The sequence below is a fragment of the Paraburkholderia dipogonis genome, from assembly GCF_042680985.1.
Lineage (GTDB): Bacteria > Pseudomonadota > Gammaproteobacteria > Burkholderiales > Burkholderiaceae > Paraburkholderia > Paraburkholderia phytofirmans.
On sequence record NZ_JBHUFR010000022.1, the window covers coordinates 268863 to 288642 of the forward strand.

Sequence of the window (19780 nt, forward strand, 5' to 3'; positions counted from 1 at the left end):
AAACGGCAACCGCTTCACACGGTTGCCGTTTTTTCGTTCATGTGCTGGAGCCAGGCATCAACGATGTTGCCCTACCTTCTGCCGTTTCTCCAGCACCCGCGCGTACCAGGTTAGCGGGAAGCACATCGCGAAGTAAATCATCGCGACCATGCCGTAGATCGGGAACGGACGGAACGCGGCGTTGGTGATCATGGTGCCGGTCTTGGTCAATTCGGTGAAGCCGATGATCGACGCGAGCGCCGTGCTTTTCACCACCTGCACGAGAAAACCGACCGTCGGCGCCACCGCGATTTTGCGCGCCTGCGGCCACACGATGTAACGCAACTGCTGGCCGAACGTCATGCCGAGACTCGCGCCCGCGGACCACTGGCCGCGCGGCACGGCTTCCACACAGCCGCGCCAGATATCGACCAGATACGCGCTCGTGTAAAGCGTCAGGGTGACAGTGGCGGCAACCCACGGCGACACATCGACGCCGAGCAGCGGCAAGCCGAAAAACGCGAGGAAGAGTTGCATCAGCAGCGGCGTGCCCTGAAACACCTCCACATAGAGCACGACGATACGCCGCAGCCAGGCGATCGGCGACACGCGCATCGCGAGCAGAATCAGCCCGACGATACCGCCGCCGACAAACGCGATCAGCGACAGCAACACCGTCCAGCGCGCGGCGAGCAACAGATTGCGGGCAATGTCCCACAGCGTGAATTCGACCATGATCAACGCTCCGTGGGCAGGGTGCGGGCGCCGCGCCACATCAGGCGGTTGCGCCAGTTACGCGGCGCGCTCTCGTTACCGCGCGCCGCACGGCCCGCGAATAGACCGCGGCCGAGCCGGTTGAGGATTTGCCGCAACACGATCGACAGCACCAGATACGTCGCGGTGATGATCAGGTAGCTCTCGAACGAGCGGAAGTTGCGCGACTGGATGAAGTTGGCCGCGTAGGTGAGATCGGGCACGGAAATTTGCGAGACCACCGCCGAGCCGAGCATGACGATCAGCACCTGGCTCAGCAGCGCGGGAAACACATTGGCGATAGCCTGCGGCAACACGATGAAGCGAAACACTTGCCGCCCGTGCAGGCCGAGCGCTTGCGCCGCCTGGATCTGGCCACGCGAAATCGAATCGATGCCGGCGCGCACGATCTCGATGGCGTAAGCGCCGAGATTGACCGTCATGGCGAGAATCGCGGCCTGCACTTCGTCGATATGAATGCCGAGGCTCGGCAAGCCGAAGAACACGAAGAACAACTGCACGATGAACGGCGTGTTGCGGATCAGCTCCACATAACTCGCCACCACCCAGCGCGCCCATTTCGGCCCCGCCACGGCCACGCTCGCACCGGCAATGCCGACGATCCCACCGAGCAAAGTCGAGACCGCCGTCAGCCCCAGGGTCACGGCGACGCCGCGCGCGAGCATCCCCGCATAGAGGCCGAAGCCGCTGAAGTCGAACGCATAGGTCATGGCGTGGCGCTCATCGTGAGGTCAAACTCCGGCGCGGACCACGCTTCGCGGTCCGCGCAAAAAAGGTTCAGAGGTCGGCCGGCAGCGGCGCACGCAGCCACTTCTGCGAAATCGCGTTCATGGTGCCGTCCTTGCGGGCCCTGGCAATCGTTTCGTCGACCTTCTGCTTCAGACGCGGCTCGTTCTTGTTCAAACCGACGTGATCGGGCGAGCTGAACAGCGAGAATTTCTGCTCGGGATCGTTAGCGGGATGACGCGCGAGAATCGTGGCGCCGACGTCGTTGCCGACTACCATCAACTGTACCTGACCAGAAAGAAACGCCGAAATTGCGCCGTTAGGATCGTCGAATCTTTTGATGTTCGCCGTGGGCGGCGCGATCTTGGTCACGCTCAGATCTTCCAGCGTGCCGCGCGCGACTGAAATCGACTTGCCGGCGAGATCGGCGGCGTTCTTCACGGGCAGGGCTTTCGGGCCGAACACGGCGAGGTAGTACGGCGCGTACGGCTGCGAGAAGTCAATCACCTTTTCGCGTTCCGGCGTCTGGCCGACTGACAGCAGCATGTCCGCCTTGTGGTCGGCGAGATAGGCCATGCGGTTGTCGCCCGTCACCTGTACGAGTTCGACCTTGGCGTTGAGCGCCTTACCGATCAGGTTGGCGACGTCGATGTCGTAGCCCATCGGCTTCATGTCCGGACCGATCGAGCCGAACGGCGGATAGTCCTCGAACACGCCGATGCGTACCGTGCCGGACTTGGCGATATTGTCGAGCGCGTCCGCATGCGCGGCCGACGGCAACGCGCACAGCGCACCGAGGGCGGTGAAGGCCAGCGTCGCGGCGAGTGTGGCGAACACGCGGCGGGTGCGGGTTGGGGTAGCGCGGCGGTGGTTCATGGTCTGTCCTCTGTCGAAAAGTGTCGGTATTGGAATGGGTTCGAGTGGCGTGCAACTCAATGCGCGGCGCGCGCGGCGATCAGTTTGCACGCGTGCGGCGGCAATTCCGCGAGCACCGGCATGCCGAGCGCAAGCCCCGGCGTTTCGCGTGGTGTGGTGGCGGCGGTCAACGTGAAGCCAGCGCAATCGATGGTTGCTTCGAGCGACGCGCCCACGTCGCGGATAAACGTCACCGTACCCAGCAGCCGGTTCGGGCCCGCCGAGTCGGACGCTGCTTTCACGCACACGTCTTCCGGGCGGATCAGCAGGCGGATATCGCTGCTCGACTCCGGCACGCGCGCCGATTGCACGACGCTGATGCGCCGGCCGCCCGGCAGGCTTACGCCGCCCGCGCCGTCGTAGGTGACCGGCAGGATATTGCCGAGGCCGATAAAGTCGGCGACGAACTCGCTGACCGGATCGCGATAGATGTCGAGCGGCTTGCCGACCTGCGCGATGCGGCCTTTCTCCATCACGACGATTTCGTCGGCCATCGTCATCGCTTCGCGCTGGTCGTGCGTGACCATGATCGTGGTGATCCCGAGGCGCTGCTGCAGCAGGCGGATTTCCACCTGCATGGCCTCGCGCAGTTTGGCGTCGAGCGCGGAGAGCGGTTCGTCGAGCAGCAGCAGTTTCGGCTGCGACGCGATCGCGCGCGCAATCGCCACGCGTTGGCGCTGGCCGCCGGAGAGTTGGGTAACCGGCCGGTTCGCCATGTGCGGCAACTGGATCAGTTCCAGCAATTCGGCCACGCGGCGCGTCTGCTGGTCTTTCGCGGTCTTGCGCAGCTTCAGCGGATACGCGACGTTTTGCGCGACCGTCATGTGCGGAAACAGCGCGAGCGACTGAAACACCATGCCGAAGTCACGCTGATTGGCCGGCAGACGCGTGATGTCGCGCCCGGCGAAATGGATGCTGCCCGAGGTCGGCGTTTCCAGCCCGGCGATCATGCGCAGCAGCGTGGTCTTGCCGCAGCCGGACGGGCCGAGGAAGCACACCAGCTTGCCGTCGGGGACGCTCAGATCGACATTGTCCACGGCATGCGCCGCGCCGAAACGCCGGGTCACGGCCTGCAACGTTAAATGGGTCATCGGATGCTCCAGCAGTTGGGCGTCATGAGCGCGGGGTCACAAGGCGACGCCTTCGTCGCCGATCAGCTTTTCGAGCAGCCAGATCAGCGCGAAGTCGATCGCGACGATGAACACGGCGAAACAGAACACGGTCGGATCGAGCGACGACACCGTGCGGCTGTAGAGCCACACCGGCAGCGTCATCGTATCGATGCCGTAGAGGAAGAACGTGACTGTAAATTCGTTGAACGAGATGATGAACGCGAACAGCATGCCGGCGAGAATGCCGGGGCGCATCAGCGGCAGGATCACGTCGACGAGCGCACGGCCGGGACTCGCGCCCATCACGCAGGCGGCCTCTTCGAATTCCGGGCCGATCGAGGCGACCGACGCCGCGCAATTTTTCACGGTGAACGGCAGCGCCAGAATCACGTGCGCGATGATCAGGCGGAACACGCCGAGTTCGACCGGCAGCACGTTGAACACCAGCAGCAGAGACAGGCCGAGCATGACGAGCGGATAGACGAGCGGCAACGCGACCAGTTGCTCGACCACGGGTTTGCCGCGAAAGCGGTAGCGGCTCAGCGCGTAAGCGGCGGGCACCGAGACGAGCGTGGCGATCGCCATGGTCGACAGCGCGACGACCAGGCTCGTGCGCAAGGCGGCGCCCATCGAGAGCGTGTCGCTCGCGTCCGGCGACACGAAGCTGTGCCACGCGGCGTGATACCAGTGCAGGCCATAGGCGTGTGGCGGGAATTCGAGCGTGTCGGCCGCGCTGAACGACATGGTGATCATCGTGAGGATCGGCAGCGCGGCGAGGAACAGAACGATCGCCGCGAGCAGGGCGGTGGCCTTGCCGAGCTGGCCGGGCATGACGGCCGCGAGCCGTGGCGGGCGCGGCGAGCCCGGCATGCGCGAGGGAGCGGTTTGAACGGGCGTGCTCATGCGTGCGGCTCCTCGGCAAGTTTTTGCGTGCGGCGCACGAGACGCTGCGACAGCGCCATCACCGTCAACGTGGCGATCATCAATACGACACCCGACGCGGAGGCCGCCGGCCAGTTCAGCAACGGCGCGACCTGATCGTGGACCAGTACGGCGAGCATCGGCACGCGGCGTCCGCCGAGCAGCAGCGGCACGGCGAACGCGCTCGCGTTGTAGGCGAACACCAGTAGCGCGCCGGATACGAGGCCGGGCATCGCCAATGGCAACAGCACGTGACGCAGCGTTTGCCAGCGTGTCGCGCCGAGCGTGGCGGCGGCTTCTTCGTAGGAACTCGAGACCGCGCGCATCGCGCTCGAAAGCGGCAGCACGGCGAGCGGAAAGGCCGTCTGGATCAGGCCGAGCAGTACGCCGTTTTCGCGATACAGCCACATCAGTGGACGTTGCACGAGGCCGCTGCCGAGCAGCGCGTGATTGAGCAGGCCGGCCGGTCCGAGAATGATCAGCCAGCCATAGCCTTGCAGCAGCAGATTGACGAGCAGCGGCAGCAGCACGCCGGCCAGCAGAAGCCGCCGCGCGAGCCGCGACTTCGTGCGCGCCATGGCCAGCGCGACCGGAATCGCCAGCAGCACAGCGCAGATCATGCTTTGGAACGCGAGCTTCAAGGTGAGCCACAGCGACTTCATGAAGTAGCCGTCGAGCAGGTCCGCGTAGTTTTGCAGCGTGAAGCCGCGCCACTCGTTGCCTTGCGTGCCGAAGCTCATACGCAGCACGACCAGCGCCGCCGCGCCGAGGATGGCGAGAAACAGCAGGATCGGCGCAAGCAGCAGCCATGGCCGCGCCTTTGTCATCGCGGTGGCGGCAGGCGTGTCCGGTCCGAGACCGGACACGCCCGACGCCGCGTCCGACGCCGGCCCGGACGAAGCAACACGCCGCGAGAAGCGCGCGAGCATCGTCGTCATGCCGCGAAGATTTCGGTGTAACGCTTGATCCACGCCGGCTGAACCACGGCGAGCGCCTTGTCGTCATGCAGCACGGCTTTCTCGGCGATCTGCTGCGGGCTCGGCACGAACGCGCGGCTCTCGGCGGGAATCACCGCTTTCGAATTCACCGGGCCGTTCAGCACGTCCGCGGCCATGCGGCCTTGCACGCCGGCGTCGAGCGAGTGGTTGATGAAGGCGTGGATCAGATCGCTGTCGCCCGGATGCGCTTTCGGGATCACGGTGAACATCAGCTGCGTGGCGAAGCCTTCTTTCATGCCGTAGGTCACGCCCATCTTGTACTCGGGCTTGCGGATCTGGTCGGGGAAGAACGCCGGTGAATAGATGCCGCCGATATCCAGCGAGCCGGTGCGGAACAGATCCGCCACCTGGTTCGGGTTCTCGCCGAGCGTCATCACGCGATCTTTCAGTTGCATCAGTTTCTTGAAGCCCGGCTCGATGTTCTGCTGCGAGCCGCCGTTCATCTTCGCGGCGATGATCGCGAGGTCGACCGCTTCGGCCCACTCGGGCGGCGGCAGGAACAGGCGTCCGGCGTATTTGGGATCCCACAAGGCTTCGTAAGATGCGGGCGCGGTCTTGACCGTCGACGTGTTGTAGATCAAGCCGTCCGACCACAGCAGATAGCCGACGCCGAAGCCGTTCGCGCCCGTGCGGTACTGCGGCGCGACGTCTTTCAGGTTCGGCAGTTTGTCGAGATCGGGCTTCATCAGCAGACCTGCGTCGCCGAGACCGGAGGCACCGACGCCGGCCAGGGTGATGACGTCGTAGGTCGGGCGGTCGCCCGCGGCCTTGACCTTCGCGACCATGCCGGAGGTGCCGTCGGCGCGGTCGGCGATGACTTTGGCGCCGGTTTTCGCGGTGAAGGTGGCGGCGATATTGCGCAGCGCGGCCGCGCCGGTGTCGTCCGACCAGGTCAACAGGCGCAACGTCTTGCCGCTGAAGTTGTGTTCCTGCGCGCGCAGATTGATGAACGGCATCGGCAAGCTCGATGCCGCGAGTGCGGCGCCGAGCGTCTTGATGGCCTGCCTTCTACCCCGTTTGATCTCTTGCATGGCGGTCTCCTGTGTTGAACGCCTTGTTGCCCGATGATGCCGCTGTGATTGCCGCCGTCGCCTCGCTGATTGGCGTTGTCTGCCCGCGCTGCGTGTTGAAGCACTCTAGGTTTGCCAAAATCCCTCAACAAACGAAATATGCGCATGGACGGCATGACACAAACTCATGCGGCGGCTGTTTCGCGATTGCCGCGGCGCAAGGCCGTCGGACGGCGGGAGCGCCGAGGCAGTAGCGCATGCGGGTTAACGTCCATGTTTCGCGGACACTTTCCGCCCTCGCGGAGGTATGAGGAAAGCTCGGTTCTGGTGCGATGGTGGACGCGTTTTGCCCTATGCCGGTGCATTGTGGCTTGCCGCATCGCCAAGTTTGGCGGCGGCATGAGCCGAATGCATGAGGCCACATTGCACGCCTGTCGTGCGGAAATTTGTGATCGCGTATCCTGTAGGCTCGGGCGTGGCGTTCCGGCGGCCGCAACGAGCCGCGCCGCCACGCCCGCGTAATGACTTTTCCTGATCGTACTGGACACTCACGATGCGACGCCTACCGCCGCTCAACGCTCTGCAGATTTTCGAAACCGTGGCGCGGCATCGCAGCTTCACGCGTGCCGCCGATCATTTATGCCTGACACAGGGCGCGGTCAGCCGGCAAATCATCGCGCTCGAGGATTACTACAAGTTTCCGCTCTTCAAGCGCCATGCGAAAGGCCTGACGCTCACCGCCGAAGGGGAATTGTTGCTGCCGGCCGTGAAGGAGAGCTTCGCGCGCATCGAGGAAATTTCGCTGCGCCTCACCCGGCAGCGCACCGATCTCGCGTTGAAAGTGCCGACCTGTGTCATGCGCTGGATGTTGCCGAAGATCATGCGCTTTCAGGCCGAATATCCCGAACTGCACGTGCAGATCACGACCACGTGGCAGCACGAGGTCGATTTCCAGCTCGAACCGTTCGACGCCGCGATCATCTACGGTTCGTCGCCGGGGGCGGGCGTGCAGGCGGTGCCGTTGTTCGAGGAGCGTCTGACGCCGGTGTGCGCGCCCGATCTTCTGAAGGACAAGCCGCTCGCCGAAGTGGCCGACCTCGCGCGTCATACGCTGCTGCACCCCACGCGCGATCATCGCGACTGGAAGATGTGGCTCGCCAAAGTAACCGAGATCGATGCCGCGAACGCCGCGGCGATCGACGCCGAACACGGCCCGAGCTTCGATACGCTGGATATGGCGACCAATGCCGCGCTACAGGGTTTCGGTGTGGCGATCAGCGACCTCGCGCTGATCGACGAGGACGTGGCGGCCAAGCGTCTCGTGCGCCCGTTCGATACGGTGCTCAAGACCGGTTGGCGCTATTACTTCGTTTATCCGGACTCGGTTGCGCATCAGCAGAAGCTGAATCTGTTCCGCGACTGGATCGCGGCGCATTGGGAAGAGTAGGCGCGCCGTCTGGGCGGCTTGGGGCTCCTGTTTATGGATCAGGTCCGCAGGCTCAAGGCGCGAACGACAGAAACAGATACGCCGCGAACAGCGACAAATGCACGGCGCCCTGAAGAATCGTCGTGCGGCCGGAGCTGAGCGTAAGCGTGCCGACGATCAGCGTGAGGACGAGCAGCACGGTCTCCTTGCCGTCGATGCCCAACACCAGCGGCTGGCCGGTATACAAAAACACGCAGGCGACCGTCGGGATCGTCAGCCCGATACTGGCCAGCGCCGAGCCGAGCGCGAGATTCAGGCTGTTCTGCAAGCGGTCGGCGCGCGCCGCGCGCACCGCGGCCAGCCCTTCAGGCAACAGCACGAGCGCGGCAATGATAATGCCGACCACCGCCGGCGGCGCACCCGCATTCTCGACCGCGGTTTCGACCACCGGCGAAAGCACCTTCGCAAGCAACACCACCGCGACTAGGCATACCAGCAGCAAACCGCCGGCCGCCAGCGCCTGACGGGCGCTCGGCGGCGCGGCGTGGACGTCCTCATCCGGCGTGGCGGCCAGGAAGTAATCGCGATGGCGAACGGTTTGCACGAACACGAACACGCCGTACAGCACCAGCGACGACACCCCGGCAAACGCCAGTTGTGAAGACGACAGGATCGGTCCAACGCTGGTGGTCGTGTAGTTCGGCATGACCAGCGTCAGCACGGAGAGCGATGCGAGCACGGCCAGCGCCGCAGCGGCGCCGCGACTCTGGAAATCCTGCTCGCGATGGCGAATGCCGCCGACCAGCAGGCAAATGCCGACAATGCCGTTGCAAACGATCATCACCGCGGCGAAAACCGTGTCGCGCGCGAGGCCTGCCTTTTCCGGACCGGACGTGAGCATGACCGAGACGATCAGTGCGACCTCGATCACGGTGACAGCCACCGCCAGCACCAACGTGCCGAATGGCTCACCGACGCGATGCGCGACCACTTCCGCATGGTGCACGGCGGTGAAGACCGCCGCGCACAGCGCGACGCCGACCAGCACGAGCAGCAGCCCGCTGTCCGGCATGGCATACCCGATACCGAGCACGATCCACGCAAGGAACGGCACTGCAATGGTCCAGCGGGGCAGAACGATCGCGGGCGTGGTCATTCGGGCTTCCTTTTCATGCTTGTCGTGAATGGCCCGGCGGGGACGCGGATGGCATCCGCCCTGGCTCCAAGCGAGCGCGCAGGTTCATGCATCTTCTAAACAACACGCTCTAACGCTTTAAATTATAAAGGATAGTTGTTCGTGTGCGAGGCTATGTCGATTCTCAGGGGCGCATGACGACGGCGTGCGTCCGGCATGCTGTAGCGCAAACGGCGACTGCTGGAGAAAGGGATCGGGTCACGCAGAATTGCGCGGATAACGCGTGGCGGGCGTGGCTGGTGCGTCGCAGGTGCGTGGATAATGCGCGGCGGCGAAGGCGACCGGTATGCATTGAGTTCCGCCGGTTAGATGCGGGATGCAGGGCGAATCTCGGTGTGCCGAGCATACTACGGGTGCGCGGCGCCCAGCGAACTGCTCGAATCCGCTCCGGTAACGCCAATGCCTTGCGAGAAGGCATTGGCGTCCGGCTATATTGCTACAGCAGGTTCACTCGATTACTGGCCGACCGGACGAATCGTCAGCGCGTTCTTGACCGACGTCACGCCTGCCACGCCTTGTGCCGTCTGGGTGGCCAGATCGACTTGCGGTTGTTCGGGCACGGAGCCGGCCAGCGTCACTGCGCCGCCACGTGCGCGCACGGTGATGTTCGCCACGCTCAGGCCTTTCGTCTTCGACAGGGCCGAGCGGACCTTGCGTCCCAAAGCGCGGTCGGTCGCTTTGGTCTGCTTGGCCGTCGGCGCTGCCGCTGCCGGGGCTGCATCGCTGCTCTGTGCATATGCGTTGAGGGACGCGAGAACGATCAGCGCGCCGCCGATCATCTTGATTGCCGGGAATGCTTTCATTCAACTCTCTCCTATTGTCATGGGTACAACCGCCCCCGAATGAGGCAGTGCGCTACACCAGCGGGTACATCGGGATCAAAACTGAATGGAACGGTGCTGCGGATCGTGCGAATGCTATCCATCTGTATGTTGATTCGGGCGGGCCGAAACACACGCGAGCCGGCAAAGGCTGTGCTGCAGGCCGGAAACACACGATACTCCAATTAGTGCCATGGTGATGGCAGCGCTGCACAGAAGTGAGGTTTTGGTACAACGAATGGGCCGATGAGAACTGACCGATGGCGTTCAATCGCTGGAACCGATGCGCGCATTGCACCGTTCACGGCTCGCGCGACGGCCCCATTGCATGCCTTTTCATGCCGTTCGCATTTTTTCTTAAGCCCCACACCATGCGCTTTAAAAATAAGGCCTGACGCATGCGGAAACATCAACTCCCCATCCTGCCATTGGTTCGTGACGATTTGCCGCTCGATACCGTCGAACTCGCGCGCTTCATGATCGGCAAATACCTCGTGCACGATCTGCCCGAAGGCCGCATGAGCGGACGCATCGTCGAGACCGAGGCGTATCCGCTCGGCGATTCGACGAGTCATGCATTCATGGGCCGCCGGCCGCATAACGGCTCGATGTTTCTCGCGCCGGGTCACGCGTATGTGCGGTTGACCTATGGGCTGTCGTACATGCTCAATATGTCCGCCGAAGCCGAGGAAGTCGGCGCCGGCATTCTGTTGCGCGCGATCGAACCGCTCGAAGGCCTGCCGCTGATCGAAGCGCGGCGCCCCGGCGTGCCGTTGCGCGACCTCGCGCGCGGCCCCGGCCGGCTCACGATGGCGTTCGGCGTCGGACCGTCGTTCGACGGCTGGGATCTGTGCTCGGGGCAGGGTTTGTGGATCGGCGTCAGCGAGCGGGGCGAGGTGCCGGTCGGTGTGACAACGCGCATTGGCTTGTCGCGCGAAATGCATCAACCGCTCAGATTTTTCGAACCCGGCAGCGCGTTTGTCAGCGGGCCGCGCAAGCTTCTGGTGACGCCCCAGTCCGGTGCGCCGAAGCGGGCGTAAATTTGCCCGGCAATCCTGCGTCTGACGGCAGAACACGCTCAGATCAGACGTATTTTTGAAACTTCAGACACAAAGGGTTACGTTCCCGACAATTATTACGCCAAAGATGCGATTTGAATGCGAGCCTACGGTAATTTCCGGACCATTCTTGCGATTCCAACAATTATCTATCTCTTAATCAAGGGTTTTCCCTTGGCGACGTGATGACTAGACTAAATTCACCCGCTTGTCACATGGTGTGGCAAGCGTCGCAAATAAAACCAGGTCTGGAGGTAAATCATCATGAAATCGCTCATCAAGGCAGTTGCCATTGCAGCCGTTCTCGCCGCTCCGATCGCTTCGTTCGCTCAGTCGAGCCAGCAGCCCGTGACCCGCGCGGATGTTCGCGCCGATCTGATCCGGGTGGAACAGGCGGGGTATAACCCGGCGGCGTCGAACGATCCGACTTACCCGTCGGACATCCAGGCTGCCGAACAGCGCGTTGAGGCGCAAAACCCGGCCGTTGCGCAGGCGCAGGAGCCGGTTGCCGATACCAGCGGTTACGGTGGCGCGGTGAGTGGTTCGTCGCAAGCCGGCGGCGTGGTTCAGCCAATGTCGGGCCCGAAGTCGGTCTACTTCGGTAATTAAGCGAGGTAGCCGGGCAAGCGGATTCGGCGCTTAGCGGCTGGCTTGCCCGGCGAAGCACGGAACGACACGGAGCCACGCGGATCAGTCGAACCGCGCTTCCACAAACGTTGCGCTGCCTGCGAATTGAAATGGAAACCGCAGCAAGCGGTCTGAAGTTGAGAACAACATGCGCGTCCAGTCATGACGCGTACGGTTGCAAACGTTGAATCGGTTGAGCGCGCAATGTGCTAACAGTGCTGCGAGCGCCAAAAGACCGCCGTGCCGCGCGAGCGGCGCACCAGTCAAGAAACCTCCGCTGCCGCAAGGTAGCTTCGCCCAACCGTTTGACCGATTGGGCTTTTTTTGCGCGTCCGGTCCAGCGGCGTGCGCCGTGCGCCTTCCGTCAGGGCCGCTCGCCGTGAATATAGAACTCGAGTTGCTGAATGGTGAACTGCTGTTCGGCGATGATGTTCTTCACCAGGTCGCCGATCGATACCATGCCGACCAGCCGGTCATTTTCGATCACCGGCAAGTGGCGCATGCGCCGTTCCGTCATGAGGGCCATGCAGTCGTCGGTGGTCTGATCGGGACGCACGAAGCGCACCGCCTTGCTCATGATGTCGCGCACCGGCGTGGCCTTGGACGAACGGTCCATCAGCACGACCTTGCGCGCGTAGTCGCGCTCCGTGACGATGCCGGCGATGCTGTCGCCGTCTGTCACGACCAGCGCGCCGATGCCTTTTTCGGCCATCAGCTTGATTGCCTCATAGACTGAGTCGTCGGCCCCGACAGTAAAAACGGTGGTGTTGTTCGGTTTCGTTTTAAGAAGCTGTGCAACGCTTGTCATGGAGCGGCTCCGTTTCGCAGTGCAGCACGCCGGCGCGGCGCGCTGTCGTGAGGGACAGGCGATTCCAGTATAGGCGTGACGCGCGGCACCGGGGTACTTCGGGAATACCTGTGGCGCGCCGGACGTTTAACTCGGGTAGCGCCGCGTCGCGACAGCGGTTCCGTGCCGCATGCAAGGGCATACGGGTGCGGGACGCCGATTAGCGGTAAACTCCCAGTCCGTACCTTATTCCCGGTTTGATCGGGTTCATGTCAGCACCATTGTCTAACGCCATGCTCACGTCTCACGATCCGTCGCCCGCAGTAGACGGCGCAACCAACGGCGAATGCGTCATTCTCGACGCCACCGCCACGCTTCCCACGCGCTACGGCACGTTCACTTCCTACGTGTTCCGCGTATGCGAAAGCGGCGCCGAACATCTCGCGCTCGTGATGGGCGACGTCGCCAACCAGTCGTCCGTATTGACGCGCCTGCATTCCGAATGTCTCACCGGCGACGTGCTCGGCTCGTACCGCTGCGATTGCGGCGAGCAACTCGACCTCGCGCTGCGCTATATCGCGGCGGAAGGCTGCGGCGTGCTGCTGTACCTGCGCGGCCACGAGGGGCGCGGCATCGGCCTGTCGAACAAGATTCGCGCGTATGCGCTGCAGGAGCAGGGGCGCGACACGGTCGAGGCCAATCTCGATCTCGGCTTGCCGGACGACTCGCGCGAATACGATTCGGCCGCCGGCATTCTGCGCACGCTGAAGGTGACGTCGGTGCGTCTGATGAGCAACAATCCGGAGAAGTTCGACACGCTGTCCAAGCACGGCATTCCGGTGTGCGAGCGGGTCGCGCTGGCGATTCCAATGCGCGAGGAAAACGAGCGCTATATCCGCACCAAGCAGGTGAAGTTCGGTCACTACTTCGACGAAAACGAATAAGCCACGCGCACGCATCGGCCGCCGTGTGTGCTGCATGGCGGGCGGTGCTGTGGCGGCGGATTCGTCGATATGTTGCGCCCGGCATGCCGGGCGTTTTGCTTTGCGCCTTCCGTGGATTAAAGCGCGGTCGGTCAGAACAGGCTGAAGTCGTCGTTGCTGTCGGGGATGGCGTTGAGCACGTCCCGCAGCGCGCGCCAGCCTAGCCATGCCGCGAGACTTGCCGATATCGCCAGCCAGCGGTGCGAGTGCGTGCTCGTGCGTGTGGACTGCGCTCGACGCTGTTCAGGCGCGACCTTGCGCGAGTCGATCGATGCGCGCAGCAAAGGGCAGGTGTGCATGCGGCCTCTCCTGTTTATCGAGCGGTGCCGGTGGCAGTCGCCGCAGCCGTGGCCACGCGCGGCAGAAGCGCCGCGATTACTTCAGCTAACGTCGTCGCGCCGAAGCGCCGTTCGCTAATGTCCGCTTCGACATCGATACGGCCCGCGTTGTGCGCATCGTAGAGATCGGTGATCAAACGCGCATGGTGAACACCAAGCCCCGCGCCTTGCAGCATCGCGGCCCATTCGCCACGTGGCACTTCGCGTGCCACGACGGCACGGCCCGCCAGTTCGCCGATCGTGCGCGCCACGTCCAATGCGCTGACACGCTCGTCGCTTTCTATGCTCACCACGCGCGGCGAGGCCGGCCGCGCGCCATCGTCGAGCAGCAACTCGGCGGCGAGCACGCCCACGTCCTGCGCGGCGACAGTCGGAAAGCGCTTGCTCAACGGATGATGCAAACTCGGCAGCGCGCCGCTCGCGAGCGCGACCGGCAGCACGCGCGCCCAGTTGTGCATATGTTCGGCGGCGCGTAGAAACGTCAACTGAGAATCGACGGTTCGCAGCTGCGTTTCAAGCTCGTGAAACAGCGTGGTGATGCCGGTGCCGGCAGCATGTTCCGCGCCGTAGTCCGAGAGCGCGAGGAGGCGCGGCGGCGGATCGGCACGCAGCGCGGCGACGCTCACGTCGATCATGCGGCGCATCGGCTGCGCGGGATCGGCGTGCCCGTTCGGCAACGGACAGAGCAGCTGCACCGCATGCGCGCCTTCGATGGCTCGCGCCACGGTCGCGGCGTCGAGCAGATCGGCGACGACGATCTCGCAGCCGAGCCCGGCGAGGAATTCGCCCTGTTGCCTATCACGGACGACCGCGCGCACATGGCGGCCCGCCCGGCGCAATGCCGCCGCGCTTACTTTGCCGACATTGCCGGCAGCTCCAAAAATCACGAACACGTTGCACTCCCTGGTTGACTCGGTACGACCTCATCATAGAGACGCAGCGGCGCGAAAACGCGCGGGCAAGGATCGCGCCGCGCAGATTTGGATGACGGTTTTTCACTTGCCGCGTCGCAGCGAAAACGTTGAATCACGTAGAGTCGAGCGAAGCCGCGCAAAACGCCGCACAATGCAGACTCACTTGCCGTCATCCACGAGGGAAGCAATGAATGCAGTGACACCGATACCGGCCGGGCAACCGAAACCGCTTCCGCAACCGCTGCCGCATAGCGGTTCCCGCCTCACGTTGCGCTCGAGCGGATTGCTCGGCTGGCAGGGCTTCGGCGCGGAACTGGTCAACGTGTCGGCCGGGCTGCATCGTATTCCCGCGTTCAAGTATCACCGGGTGGGCGTGCATGTCGGCGCACCGGTCAGGGCGCGCTGCCTGTGCAACGAGCGCCGCCACTCGCGAATCCAGGCGCATGGCGACGCCGACGTGATTCCCGCCGGACTCGACGGGCAGTGGAGCGACGAGGCCGCGTGCACGATTTTCAGCGTGTGGATCAGCGAGGCGTTCGCGCAGCGGACCGTCGAGCAACTCTCGTTGAAATCGGGCGATGCGCAATTGCGTCCGCAATTCCAGATGCGCGATCCGCGCTTCCAGCATCTCGCCTGGGCCTTGCGCGCCGAACTCGAAGCGGACGAGACATCCGATCCGCTCTACGCCGAAAGCCTGTGTACGGCGATGGTGGTGCGCCTGATCGGCGGTGCGCCGACGCTCGAGAACAAGCGGCGCACGCTCGCGCCGAAAACGGCCGCGCGCGTGATCGAGTTCATCGAGGCGCATCTCGACCAGCGTCTCACGCTAAGCGAACTGGCCGCGCTCGTCGAGTTGAGCGTGCCGCATTTCAAGGTGCTGTTTCGCGAGACGCTCGGCATGCCGGTGCATCAGTACGTGGTGCAGCGGCGCGTGGAGCGCGCGCGAACGCTGCTGCTGCAGGGCAAGCTCAACGCGAGTCAGATTGCGCTCGATACGGGCTTCGCGCATCAGAGTCACATGGCGCATTGGATGGGCCGCCTGTTGGGCGTGACGCCGCGCGAGCTGATCAGATCAGGCGCGAATGCGGGCAATATTGTCGAGTTCGATTCGAACCAGGTCCGCGGCATCGCCATACAGCGATAAAGCCACGAAACCAGGCGATGCACGCGGCCTCACCTCGTTCGAGGCCGCGTGCCCGCAAGCTGAAACGCAAATCGCAATCCCGCAGCCCCGCGATCAACCCGGCGCCGCGCCCGTCAACTGCGAATACACGTCATGTGAAAGTTGCAGCAGCTCCTTGCGCTCGATGCCTCCCGACACCGCATAGCCAAAGTCGCCGTCGATCCAGTAGAACACGTTCACCGGACCGTCCTGATACAGCTTGAACGCCGTCGTGTTCGAATTCTGCTGACGACGCGAAATGCACAGCGTGACCCGCTCGCCGTTCGGCCCGCGATACATGAACTGCGCGGTCGGCCCATCGGCGCCCGGCAGCAGACGCCCGCCCGAGAGATTGAAGCCGCTCTTCGAGAGAATCGGCGGATGCACGTTGGTGCCGAGCCGGTTGGCGAGCCACTGCACGAAGTCCTGCTCGTGGTCGCCGGTGCTCAGCTCGGTTGGCCGGTCGACGGCGGGCATGTAGACCACATGCGCCACGGCCGCCTGCCGCGCGAACATTTCCGAGCTGTCCGCGCTGACAGGGCGCGTGTCCGAGTGGCCGCCCGCGACCGGCGCGATCACGTCCTGTCCCATATGCGTGCCCACGCCGATGCCCACGCCCATCACCAGCGCCGCCGCCATCCCGGCGAATTGCGGCCAGTTGGCGGCAATCCGCCAGCGGCGCGGGGCGGGCGCCTGCAGGCGCTTCGGCACGGGCTCGTTCAGCACGCGGTCGTAGCGCTCATGGAACATGCTGTTCAGCGAAAAATAATCGCTGACGCGCGCGGCCAGCTCGGGATTCTGTTCGAGCGCGCGCTCCACATCGGCACGGCGTTCGTCGGACAGCGTGCCGTCCACGTATGCATGCAGGTCTTCTTCGCCGATCGGCATAGTCTGGTCACTCATCGCACCACCTGTAATTTTGCGCCGGGCTGCGTGCCCGCCATCAACGCCCGCAAGCGTTCGCGTCCGCGCGACAGCCGCGACATCACCGTGCCGAGCGGAATGTTCAGCGCAAGCGCCACGTCGGCATAGCTCATTTCCTCGAGGCCCACCAGCAGTACGACTTCGCGCTGCTCCATGGGCAGGCGCTGCAACGCGTAGTCGAGGTCGCGCATTTCCAGCGAGCGGGTCTGCTCGGAGGGCACGGCGAATTCGCTCTCGGACACGCTTTCGTCGTCGACCGCTACGTGGACGGCGCGCGCGGAAGCCTTGCGCGCCTGATTGGCGAACACGTTGTGCATGATCGTAAACAGCCACGCGCGCAGGTCGGTGCCCGGCTGGAACATGCCGGTGCGGCCGAGCGCGCGCTCGAGCGTGTCCTGCACCAGGTCGTCGGCGAGGTCGCGATTGTTGATCAGCGCTCGCGCATAGCGCCGTAATCGCGGCACATGCTCCATCAACTCGTCACGGACATCCATTTTTTATCCCAATCGTGGGGTTTTCCGCAGGCAGGCCGGCGTGCTCCTGCCGCGCGAAAAGACGCATTTGAGATGTGAACACGGTTACTCGCACTTTATTCCGCCGCAGTGTCCGAGGTCGTGAATCGCGTGCTGTATTCATCACGTCGTTATCGCATGGTCATTGCGTCGGCGGCACGCATCAGGCCGTGCGTGCGGGCGTCGCCGGCGACCACGAATCGCTGCCGCTGCGCGGTCCACAGCAACAGGCGAATCTCGCCGATGCGTCTCGCGGACCACTGCGGCTGCGCCGGCGCGAACAGCGCCAAAGCCGACAGCAGCACGACCGGTTGATTGTCGCCGTTCAGATAGATGAATTCGCTGACCCGCTGCAGCGGACCCAGCGCCACCACGCGTCGGTCCACGAGGCGCAAGCCGATCGCCGAGAGATTCGGCGCGGACGCATCGACGCGCGTGGGCGATGCAGCCGAAACCTGGCCGGCGGCACTTTCCGCGAGCGCCATCACCGCGGCGTTGTTCAACGCCTGGGCGGACACCTGGGTAGCGGCGAGCCAGCCGCTTGCCACCGCCAAGGTCAGCGCGAGCGCCGCCAGCGCGTTGAGCCACTTGCGCGTGCGTTTTGACATGCCGATGCGCCCGATTGCACGGCGCCACCCGGTAACGCGGCCTGGCGCGGGTTCGTCAGTTGTTTGAAAAGCCTGCTGGATCTGCGCGTTCAGCCTGCCGTAAAACGCCACGCGGCGCGCCTCCGCCGGATCCTTGCCCAGATATTCCCGCAAAAACGCGGCGCGCTCCGGCGTCAGCGTGCCGTCGGCGTAGGCCTGAATATCCGCTTCGGAAAGCGGCGAATCGGAAGGGGCGTCAGTGGTCATGGTGTCGGCGTGCGTCGGAGTTCGGCTGTCGATGGGCGAACACGCACACACCCCAGTTTATTCCATATGTTCGCACGCCAATTTTTACGCTTGCCGGCCGCGCGCGAGCGCACTTTGACGCAACCATCACCGCGCCGCTCACGCGCGAGCTAACCCGGTTGCGCATCCGTTTATTCCCGCTTTCGAATATGTTTTTTCTCTCGCTTCGAGGCAGGAATAAAAGCCGCGGACCCGTGGTTCTCCCTCATGCAAACCCGCACAAAACTCATTGGAGTTCATCATGAAGAAGATCGCTTTCGCCGCATTGTCCGTCGTTGTTCTCGCTGCTTCGTCGAGCGCTTTCGCGCAAGGCAAGACGCGTGCTGAGGTGTACCAGGAATTGATTCAGGCCCAGCAGAACGGCCTGAATTACGTCACCGATGCGTCGTATCCCGACGTGAGCCCGGTATTCGCGCAGCAGGTCGCGCAGCACAAGGAAGCACTCGCCAAAGACGCGGCGGCCACCAACCGCGTCGCAAGCCACGACGCGCAGGCAGGCAGCGTCAATTGAAGTGGCGATACCCGGCGCGCAACCGGAACGGGCGCGCCGGATATCGAATGGAATAGATCGCTGCATCGTGTGTTTGCCCGGTAAGCGCATCTATCCGACAGAGGAGTTTTCGTGGCAAAACCATCCGTTCCCAATCCGGCGCCTGCCTGCGTGCCTTGCCGACTTGCCGTGATCGGCGCGGCCGTGCTGGTGCTCGCCGGCGGCTTCGCTTACACGGCAGGCTGGCTGACGCCGGCGCGTCTCACCGCACCGCGCATCATCGACACCTTCGAAGCCGTGGCGGGTCAGCATCCCGGTTATCGGCGCAATCATGCGAAGGGTCTGTGCATCGAAGGTTATTTCGACAGCAACGGCGAGGGCGCGGCGCTCTCGAGCGCGGCGGTGTTCGCGGCCGGCCGCACGCCGGTCACGGGACGCTTCGCGGTGCCCGGCGGCAATCCTTCCGCGCCGGATACGAGTTCGCCGGTACGCAGTCTCGCGTTGCTGTTCCAGTTGCAAAACGGCGAGCAGTGGCGCACCGGCATGAATTCGACGCCGGTGTTCGCGGTGCACACGCCCGAGCAGTTCTATCAGCAACTGAATGCGGCGAAGCCCGACCCGGCGACCGGCAAACCGGACCCGGCCAGACTCAAGGCGTTCTACGCCGCGAATCCCGAGACCCAGCCGTTTCAGGCATGGGTGAAGGCGCATCCGCCTTCGTCTAGTCTGGCGAATGCCGCGTACTACAGCATCAACGCGTTTCGTTTTACCGACGGCGCCGGCAACACGCGCGCGGTGCGCTGGGCGATGGTGCCCGAAACGCCGTATGCGCCGATCACGGATGCCGAAAAAGCCGAGAAGAATTTCCTCGCAGCCGACCTCGATCAGCGCCTGCAGAACGGACCTCTGCGTTGGCATCTGATCCTGACGGTTGCGATGCCCGGCGACCCGACCAACGACGCCACGCTGCAATGGCCCGACGATCGTCAGCATATCGACGCGGGCACGCTCGTAATCGATCACACGACGTCGCGGGCAAACGGCACGTGCCGCGACGTCAACTTCGATCCGACGATCCTGCCCGCGGGCATCGCGCCGTCGGACGATCCCTTGCTCGCCGCGCGTTCGGCGGCCTATGCGCTGTCGTAAAAGCGCCGCACGCGCGAGGAAGCCCTGCACCCCGCGCTTCATCAAACCCAGCCAAACGGAGATCAC

The 19780-nt window shown here is 64.0% G+C and carries 21 protein-coding genes and 1 pseudogene; 7 read left to right on the plus strand and 15 right to left on the minus strand.

Annotated elements, in window-relative coordinates; genetic code table 11:
• Positions 1 to 57: 57 nt before the first annotated feature.
• The 7 genes from ACFSNN_RS28340 to ACFSNN_RS28370 form a co-directional block, all read right to left on the minus strand.
• A complete protein-coding gene (locus tag ACFSNN_RS28340) occupies positions 58 to 714 on the minus strand; it encodes an amino acid ABC transporter permease (protein WP_134464955.1) in 657 nt (218 codons plus the stop codon).
• Positions 715 to 716: 2 nt separating this feature from the next.
• Complete coding sequence (locus tag ACFSNN_RS28345; protein WP_134464953.1) at positions 717 to 1463, minus strand: amino acid ABC transporter permease; 747 nt, start codon at positions 1461 to 1463, stop codon at positions 717 to 719.
• 67 nt (positions 1464 to 1530) lie between these two features.
• Positions 1531 to 2355: a transporter substrate-binding domain-containing protein gene (locus tag ACFSNN_RS28350; protein ID WP_134464951.1), complete on the minus strand. Its 825-nt coding sequence runs from the start codon at positions 2353 to 2355 to the stop codon at positions 1531 to 1533.
• A gap of 56 nt (positions 2356 to 2411) precedes the next feature.
• Positions 2412 to 3485 (minus strand): ABC transporter ATP-binding protein, encoded by a 1074-nt coding sequence (locus tag ACFSNN_RS28355; RefSeq protein WP_134464949.1) that lies wholly within the window; start codon positions 3483 to 3485, stop codon positions 2412 to 2414.
• Positions 3486 to 3521: 36 nt separating this feature from the next.
• A complete protein-coding gene (locus ACFSNN_RS28360; RefSeq protein WP_134464947.1) occupies positions 3522 to 4409 on the minus strand; it encodes an ABC transporter permease in 888 nt (295 codons plus the stop codon).
• Positions 4406 to 5365, minus strand: a complete 960-nt coding sequence (locus tag ACFSNN_RS28365; protein ID WP_134464945.1) for an ABC transporter permease — start codon at positions 5363 to 5365, stop codon at positions 4406 to 4408. Before ACFSNN_RS28365 ends, ACFSNN_RS28360 begins: the two co-directional genes overlap by 4 nt.
• Positions 5362 to 6456 (minus strand): ABC transporter substrate-binding protein, encoded by a 1095-nt coding sequence (locus ACFSNN_RS28370; RefSeq protein WP_134464943.1) that lies wholly within the window; start codon positions 6454 to 6456, stop codon positions 5362 to 5364. The genes ACFSNN_RS28365 and ACFSNN_RS28370 overlap by 4 nt, the downstream gene beginning before the upstream one ends.
• A gap of 532 nt (positions 6457 to 6988) precedes the next feature.
• Here ACFSNN_RS28370 and ACFSNN_RS28375 point away from each other — a divergent pair.
• Entirely contained in the window at positions 6989 to 7882 is an 894-nt protein-coding gene (locus ACFSNN_RS28375) for a LysR substrate-binding domain-containing protein (RefSeq protein WP_134464941.1), read from the plus strand.
• 52 nt (positions 7883 to 7934) lie between these two features.
• Here the strand turns inward: ACFSNN_RS28375 and ACFSNN_RS28380 are convergent, their stop codons facing one another.
• Positions 7935 to 9017, minus strand: a complete 1083-nt coding sequence (locus ACFSNN_RS28380) for a calcium:cation antiporter (RefSeq protein ID WP_134464939.1) — start codon at positions 9015 to 9017, stop codon at positions 7935 to 7937.
• Between the two features lie 494 nt (positions 9018 to 9511).
• Positions 9512 to 9859: a BON domain-containing protein gene (locus ACFSNN_RS28385; protein WP_134464937.1), complete on the minus strand. Its 348-nt coding sequence runs from the start codon at positions 9857 to 9859 to the stop codon at positions 9512 to 9514.
• A 416-nt stretch (positions 9860 to 10275) separates the two neighbouring features.
• Here ACFSNN_RS28385 and ACFSNN_RS28390 point away from each other — a divergent pair, with 416 nt between their 5' ends.
• Positions 10276 to 10917 (plus strand): DNA-3-methyladenine glycosylase, encoded by a 642-nt coding sequence (locus tag ACFSNN_RS28390; RefSeq protein WP_134464935.1) that lies wholly within the window; start codon positions 10276 to 10278, stop codon positions 10915 to 10917.
• A 282-nt stretch (positions 10918 to 11199) separates the two neighbouring features.
• A complete protein-coding gene (locus ACFSNN_RS28395) occupies positions 11200 to 11544 on the plus strand; it encodes a DUF4148 domain-containing protein (RefSeq protein ID WP_134464933.1) in 345 nt (114 codons plus the stop codon).
• Between the two features lie 382 nt (positions 11545 to 11926).
• Here ACFSNN_RS28395 and ACFSNN_RS28400 read toward each other — a convergent pair whose 3' ends face one another.
• On the minus strand, positions 11927 to 12370 hold the full coding sequence (locus ACFSNN_RS28400) for a CBS domain-containing protein (RefSeq protein WP_012426849.1): 444 nt from the start codon (positions 12368 to 12370) through the stop codon (positions 11927 to 11929).
• A 272-nt stretch (positions 12371 to 12642) separates the two neighbouring features.
• Here ACFSNN_RS28400 and ribA point away from each other — a divergent pair, with 272 nt between their 5' ends.
• Positions 12643 to 13293: a GTP cyclohydrolase II gene (gene ribA / locus ACFSNN_RS28405; RefSeq protein WP_012426850.1), complete on the plus strand. Its 651-nt coding sequence runs from the start codon at positions 12643 to 12645 to the stop codon at positions 13291 to 13293.
• Between the two features lie 131 nt (positions 13294 to 13424).
• On the opposite strand, the gene ACFSNN_RS28410 is transcribed toward ribA, so the two are convergent.
• Positions 13425 to 13631 (minus strand): hypothetical protein, encoded by a 207-nt coding sequence (locus tag ACFSNN_RS28410; protein ID WP_134464931.1) that lies wholly within the window; start codon positions 13629 to 13631, stop codon positions 13425 to 13427.
• Between the two features lie 14 nt (positions 13632 to 13645).
• A complete protein-coding gene (locus tag ACFSNN_RS28415; RefSeq protein ID WP_134464929.1) occupies positions 13646 to 14563 on the minus strand; it encodes an NmrA family NAD(P)-binding protein in 918 nt (305 codons plus the stop codon).
• Between the two features lie 208 nt (positions 14564 to 14771).
• Here ACFSNN_RS28415 and ACFSNN_RS28420 point away from each other — a divergent pair, with 208 nt between their 5' ends.
• Positions 14772 to 15728 (plus strand): AraC family transcriptional regulator, encoded by a 957-nt coding sequence (locus ACFSNN_RS28420; RefSeq protein ID WP_134464927.1) that lies wholly within the window; start codon positions 14772 to 14774, stop codon positions 15726 to 15728.
• Between the two features lie 93 nt (positions 15729 to 15821).
• Here ACFSNN_RS28420 and ACFSNN_RS28425 read toward each other — a convergent pair whose 3' ends face one another.
• From ACFSNN_RS28425 to ACFSNN_RS28435, 3 genes are all read right to left on the minus strand, one after another.
• The gene (locus ACFSNN_RS28425) at positions 15822 to 16649 is read right to left on the minus strand and encodes an anti-sigma factor family protein (protein WP_134464925.1); all 828 of its coding nucleotides are present in this window, start codon (positions 16647 to 16649) and stop codon (positions 15822 to 15824) included.
• Complete coding sequence (locus tag ACFSNN_RS28430) at positions 16646 to 17164, minus strand: sigma-70 family RNA polymerase sigma factor (protein WP_012426855.1); 519 nt, start codon at positions 17162 to 17164, stop codon at positions 16646 to 16648. Before ACFSNN_RS28430 ends, ACFSNN_RS28425 begins: the two co-directional genes overlap by 4 nt.
• 149 nt (positions 17165 to 17313) lie before the next feature.
• Positions 17314 to 18036 carry an anti-sigma factor family protein gene (locus tag ACFSNN_RS28435; protein WP_134464923.1) on the minus strand — a complete coding sequence of 241 codons (723 nt, stop codon included), beginning with the start codon at positions 18034 to 18036 and terminating at the stop codon, positions 17314 to 17316.
• 280 nt (positions 18037 to 18316) lie between these two features.
• Between ACFSNN_RS28435 and ACFSNN_RS28440 the strand changes: the two genes are divergently transcribed.
• Positions 18317 to 18586 carry a DUF4148 domain-containing protein gene (locus ACFSNN_RS28440; protein ID WP_134464921.1) on the plus strand — a complete coding sequence of 90 codons (270 nt, stop codon included), beginning with the start codon at positions 18317 to 18319 and terminating at the stop codon, positions 18584 to 18586.
• Between the two features lie 111 nt (positions 18587 to 18697).
• Positions 18698 to 19711 (plus strand): annotated as a pseudogene (locus ACFSNN_RS28445) (catalase family peroxidase); the annotation flags it as partial.
• Between the last annotated feature and the right edge of the window lie 69 nt (positions 19712 to 19780).

What these genes read in the sequence shown, in the direction of transcription:
- ACFSNN_RS28350 (WP_134464951.1), bottom strand. Translation starts at nt 2,355, where the DNA reads ATGAACCACCGCCGCGCTACCCCAACCCGCACCCGCCGCGTGTTCGCC.
- ACFSNN_RS28370 (WP_134464943.1), bottom strand. Translation starts at nt 6,456, where the DNA reads ATGCAAGAGATCAAACGGGGTAGAAGGCAGGCCATCAAGACGCTCGGC.
- ACFSNN_RS28365 (WP_134464945.1), bottom strand. Translation starts at nt 5,365, where the DNA reads ATGACGACGATGCTCGCGCGCTTCTCGCGGCGTGTTGCTTCGTCCGGG.
- ACFSNN_RS28340 (WP_134464955.1), bottom strand. Translation starts at nt 714, where the DNA reads ATGGTCGAATTCACGCTGTGGGACATTGCCCGCAATCTGTTGCTCGCC.
- ACFSNN_RS28425 (WP_134464925.1), bottom strand. Translation starts at nt 16,649, where the DNA reads ATGAGTGACCAGACTATGCCGATCGGCGAAGAAGACCTGCATGCATAC.
- ACFSNN_RS28400 (WP_012426849.1), bottom strand. Translation starts at nt 12,370, where the DNA reads ATGACAAGCGTTGCACAGCTTCTTAAAACGAAACCGAACAACACCACC.
- ACFSNN_RS28435 (WP_134464923.1), bottom strand. Translation starts at nt 18,036, where the DNA reads ATGACCACTGACGCCCCTTCCGATTCGCCGCTTTCCGAAGCGGATATT.
- ACFSNN_RS28390 (WP_134464935.1), top strand. Translation starts at nt 10,276, where the DNA reads ATGCGGAAACATCAACTCCCCATCCTGCCATTGGTTCGTGACGATTTG.
- ACFSNN_RS28440 (WP_134464921.1), top strand. Translation starts at nt 18,317, where the DNA reads ATGAAGAAGATCGCTTTCGCCGCATTGTCCGTCGTTGTTCTCGCTGCT.
- ACFSNN_RS28360 (WP_134464947.1), bottom strand. Translation starts at nt 4,409, where the DNA reads ATGAGCACGCCCGTTCAAACCGCTCCCTCGCGCATGCCGGGCTCGCCG.
- ACFSNN_RS28430 (WP_012426855.1), bottom strand. Translation starts at nt 17,164, where the DNA reads ATGGATGTCCGTGACGAGTTGATGGAGCATGTGCCGCGATTACGGCGC.
- ACFSNN_RS28410 (WP_134464931.1), bottom strand. Translation starts at nt 13,631, where the DNA reads ATGCACACCTGCCCTTTGCTGCGCGCATCGATCGACTCGCGCAAGGTC.
- ACFSNN_RS28345 (WP_134464953.1), bottom strand. Translation starts at nt 1,463, where the DNA reads ATGACCTATGCGTTCGACTTCAGCGGCTTCGGCCTCTATGCGGGGATG.
- ACFSNN_RS28355 (WP_134464949.1), bottom strand. Translation starts at nt 3,485, where the DNA reads ATGACCCATTTAACGTTGCAGGCCGTGACCCGGCGTTTCGGCGCGGCG.
- ACFSNN_RS28380 (WP_134464939.1), bottom strand. Translation starts at nt 9,017, where the DNA reads ATGACCACGCCCGCGATCGTTCTGCCCCGCTGGACCATTGCAGTGCCG.
- ACFSNN_RS28385 (WP_134464937.1), bottom strand. Translation starts at nt 9,859, where the DNA reads ATGAAAGCATTCCCGGCAATCAAGATGATCGGCGGCGCGCTGATCGTT.
- ACFSNN_RS28395 (WP_134464933.1), top strand. Translation starts at nt 11,200, where the DNA reads ATGAAATCGCTCATCAAGGCAGTTGCCATTGCAGCCGTTCTCGCCGCT.
- ACFSNN_RS28420 (WP_134464927.1), top strand. Translation starts at nt 14,772, where the DNA reads ATGAATGCAGTGACACCGATACCGGCCGGGCAACCGAAACCGCTTCCG.
- ACFSNN_RS28375 (WP_134464941.1), top strand. Translation starts at nt 6,989, where the DNA reads ATGCGACGCCTACCGCCGCTCAACGCTCTGCAGATTTTCGAAACCGTG.
- ribA (WP_012426850.1), top strand. Translation starts at nt 12,643, where the DNA reads ATGCTCACGTCTCACGATCCGTCGCCCGCAGTAGACGGCGCAACCAAC.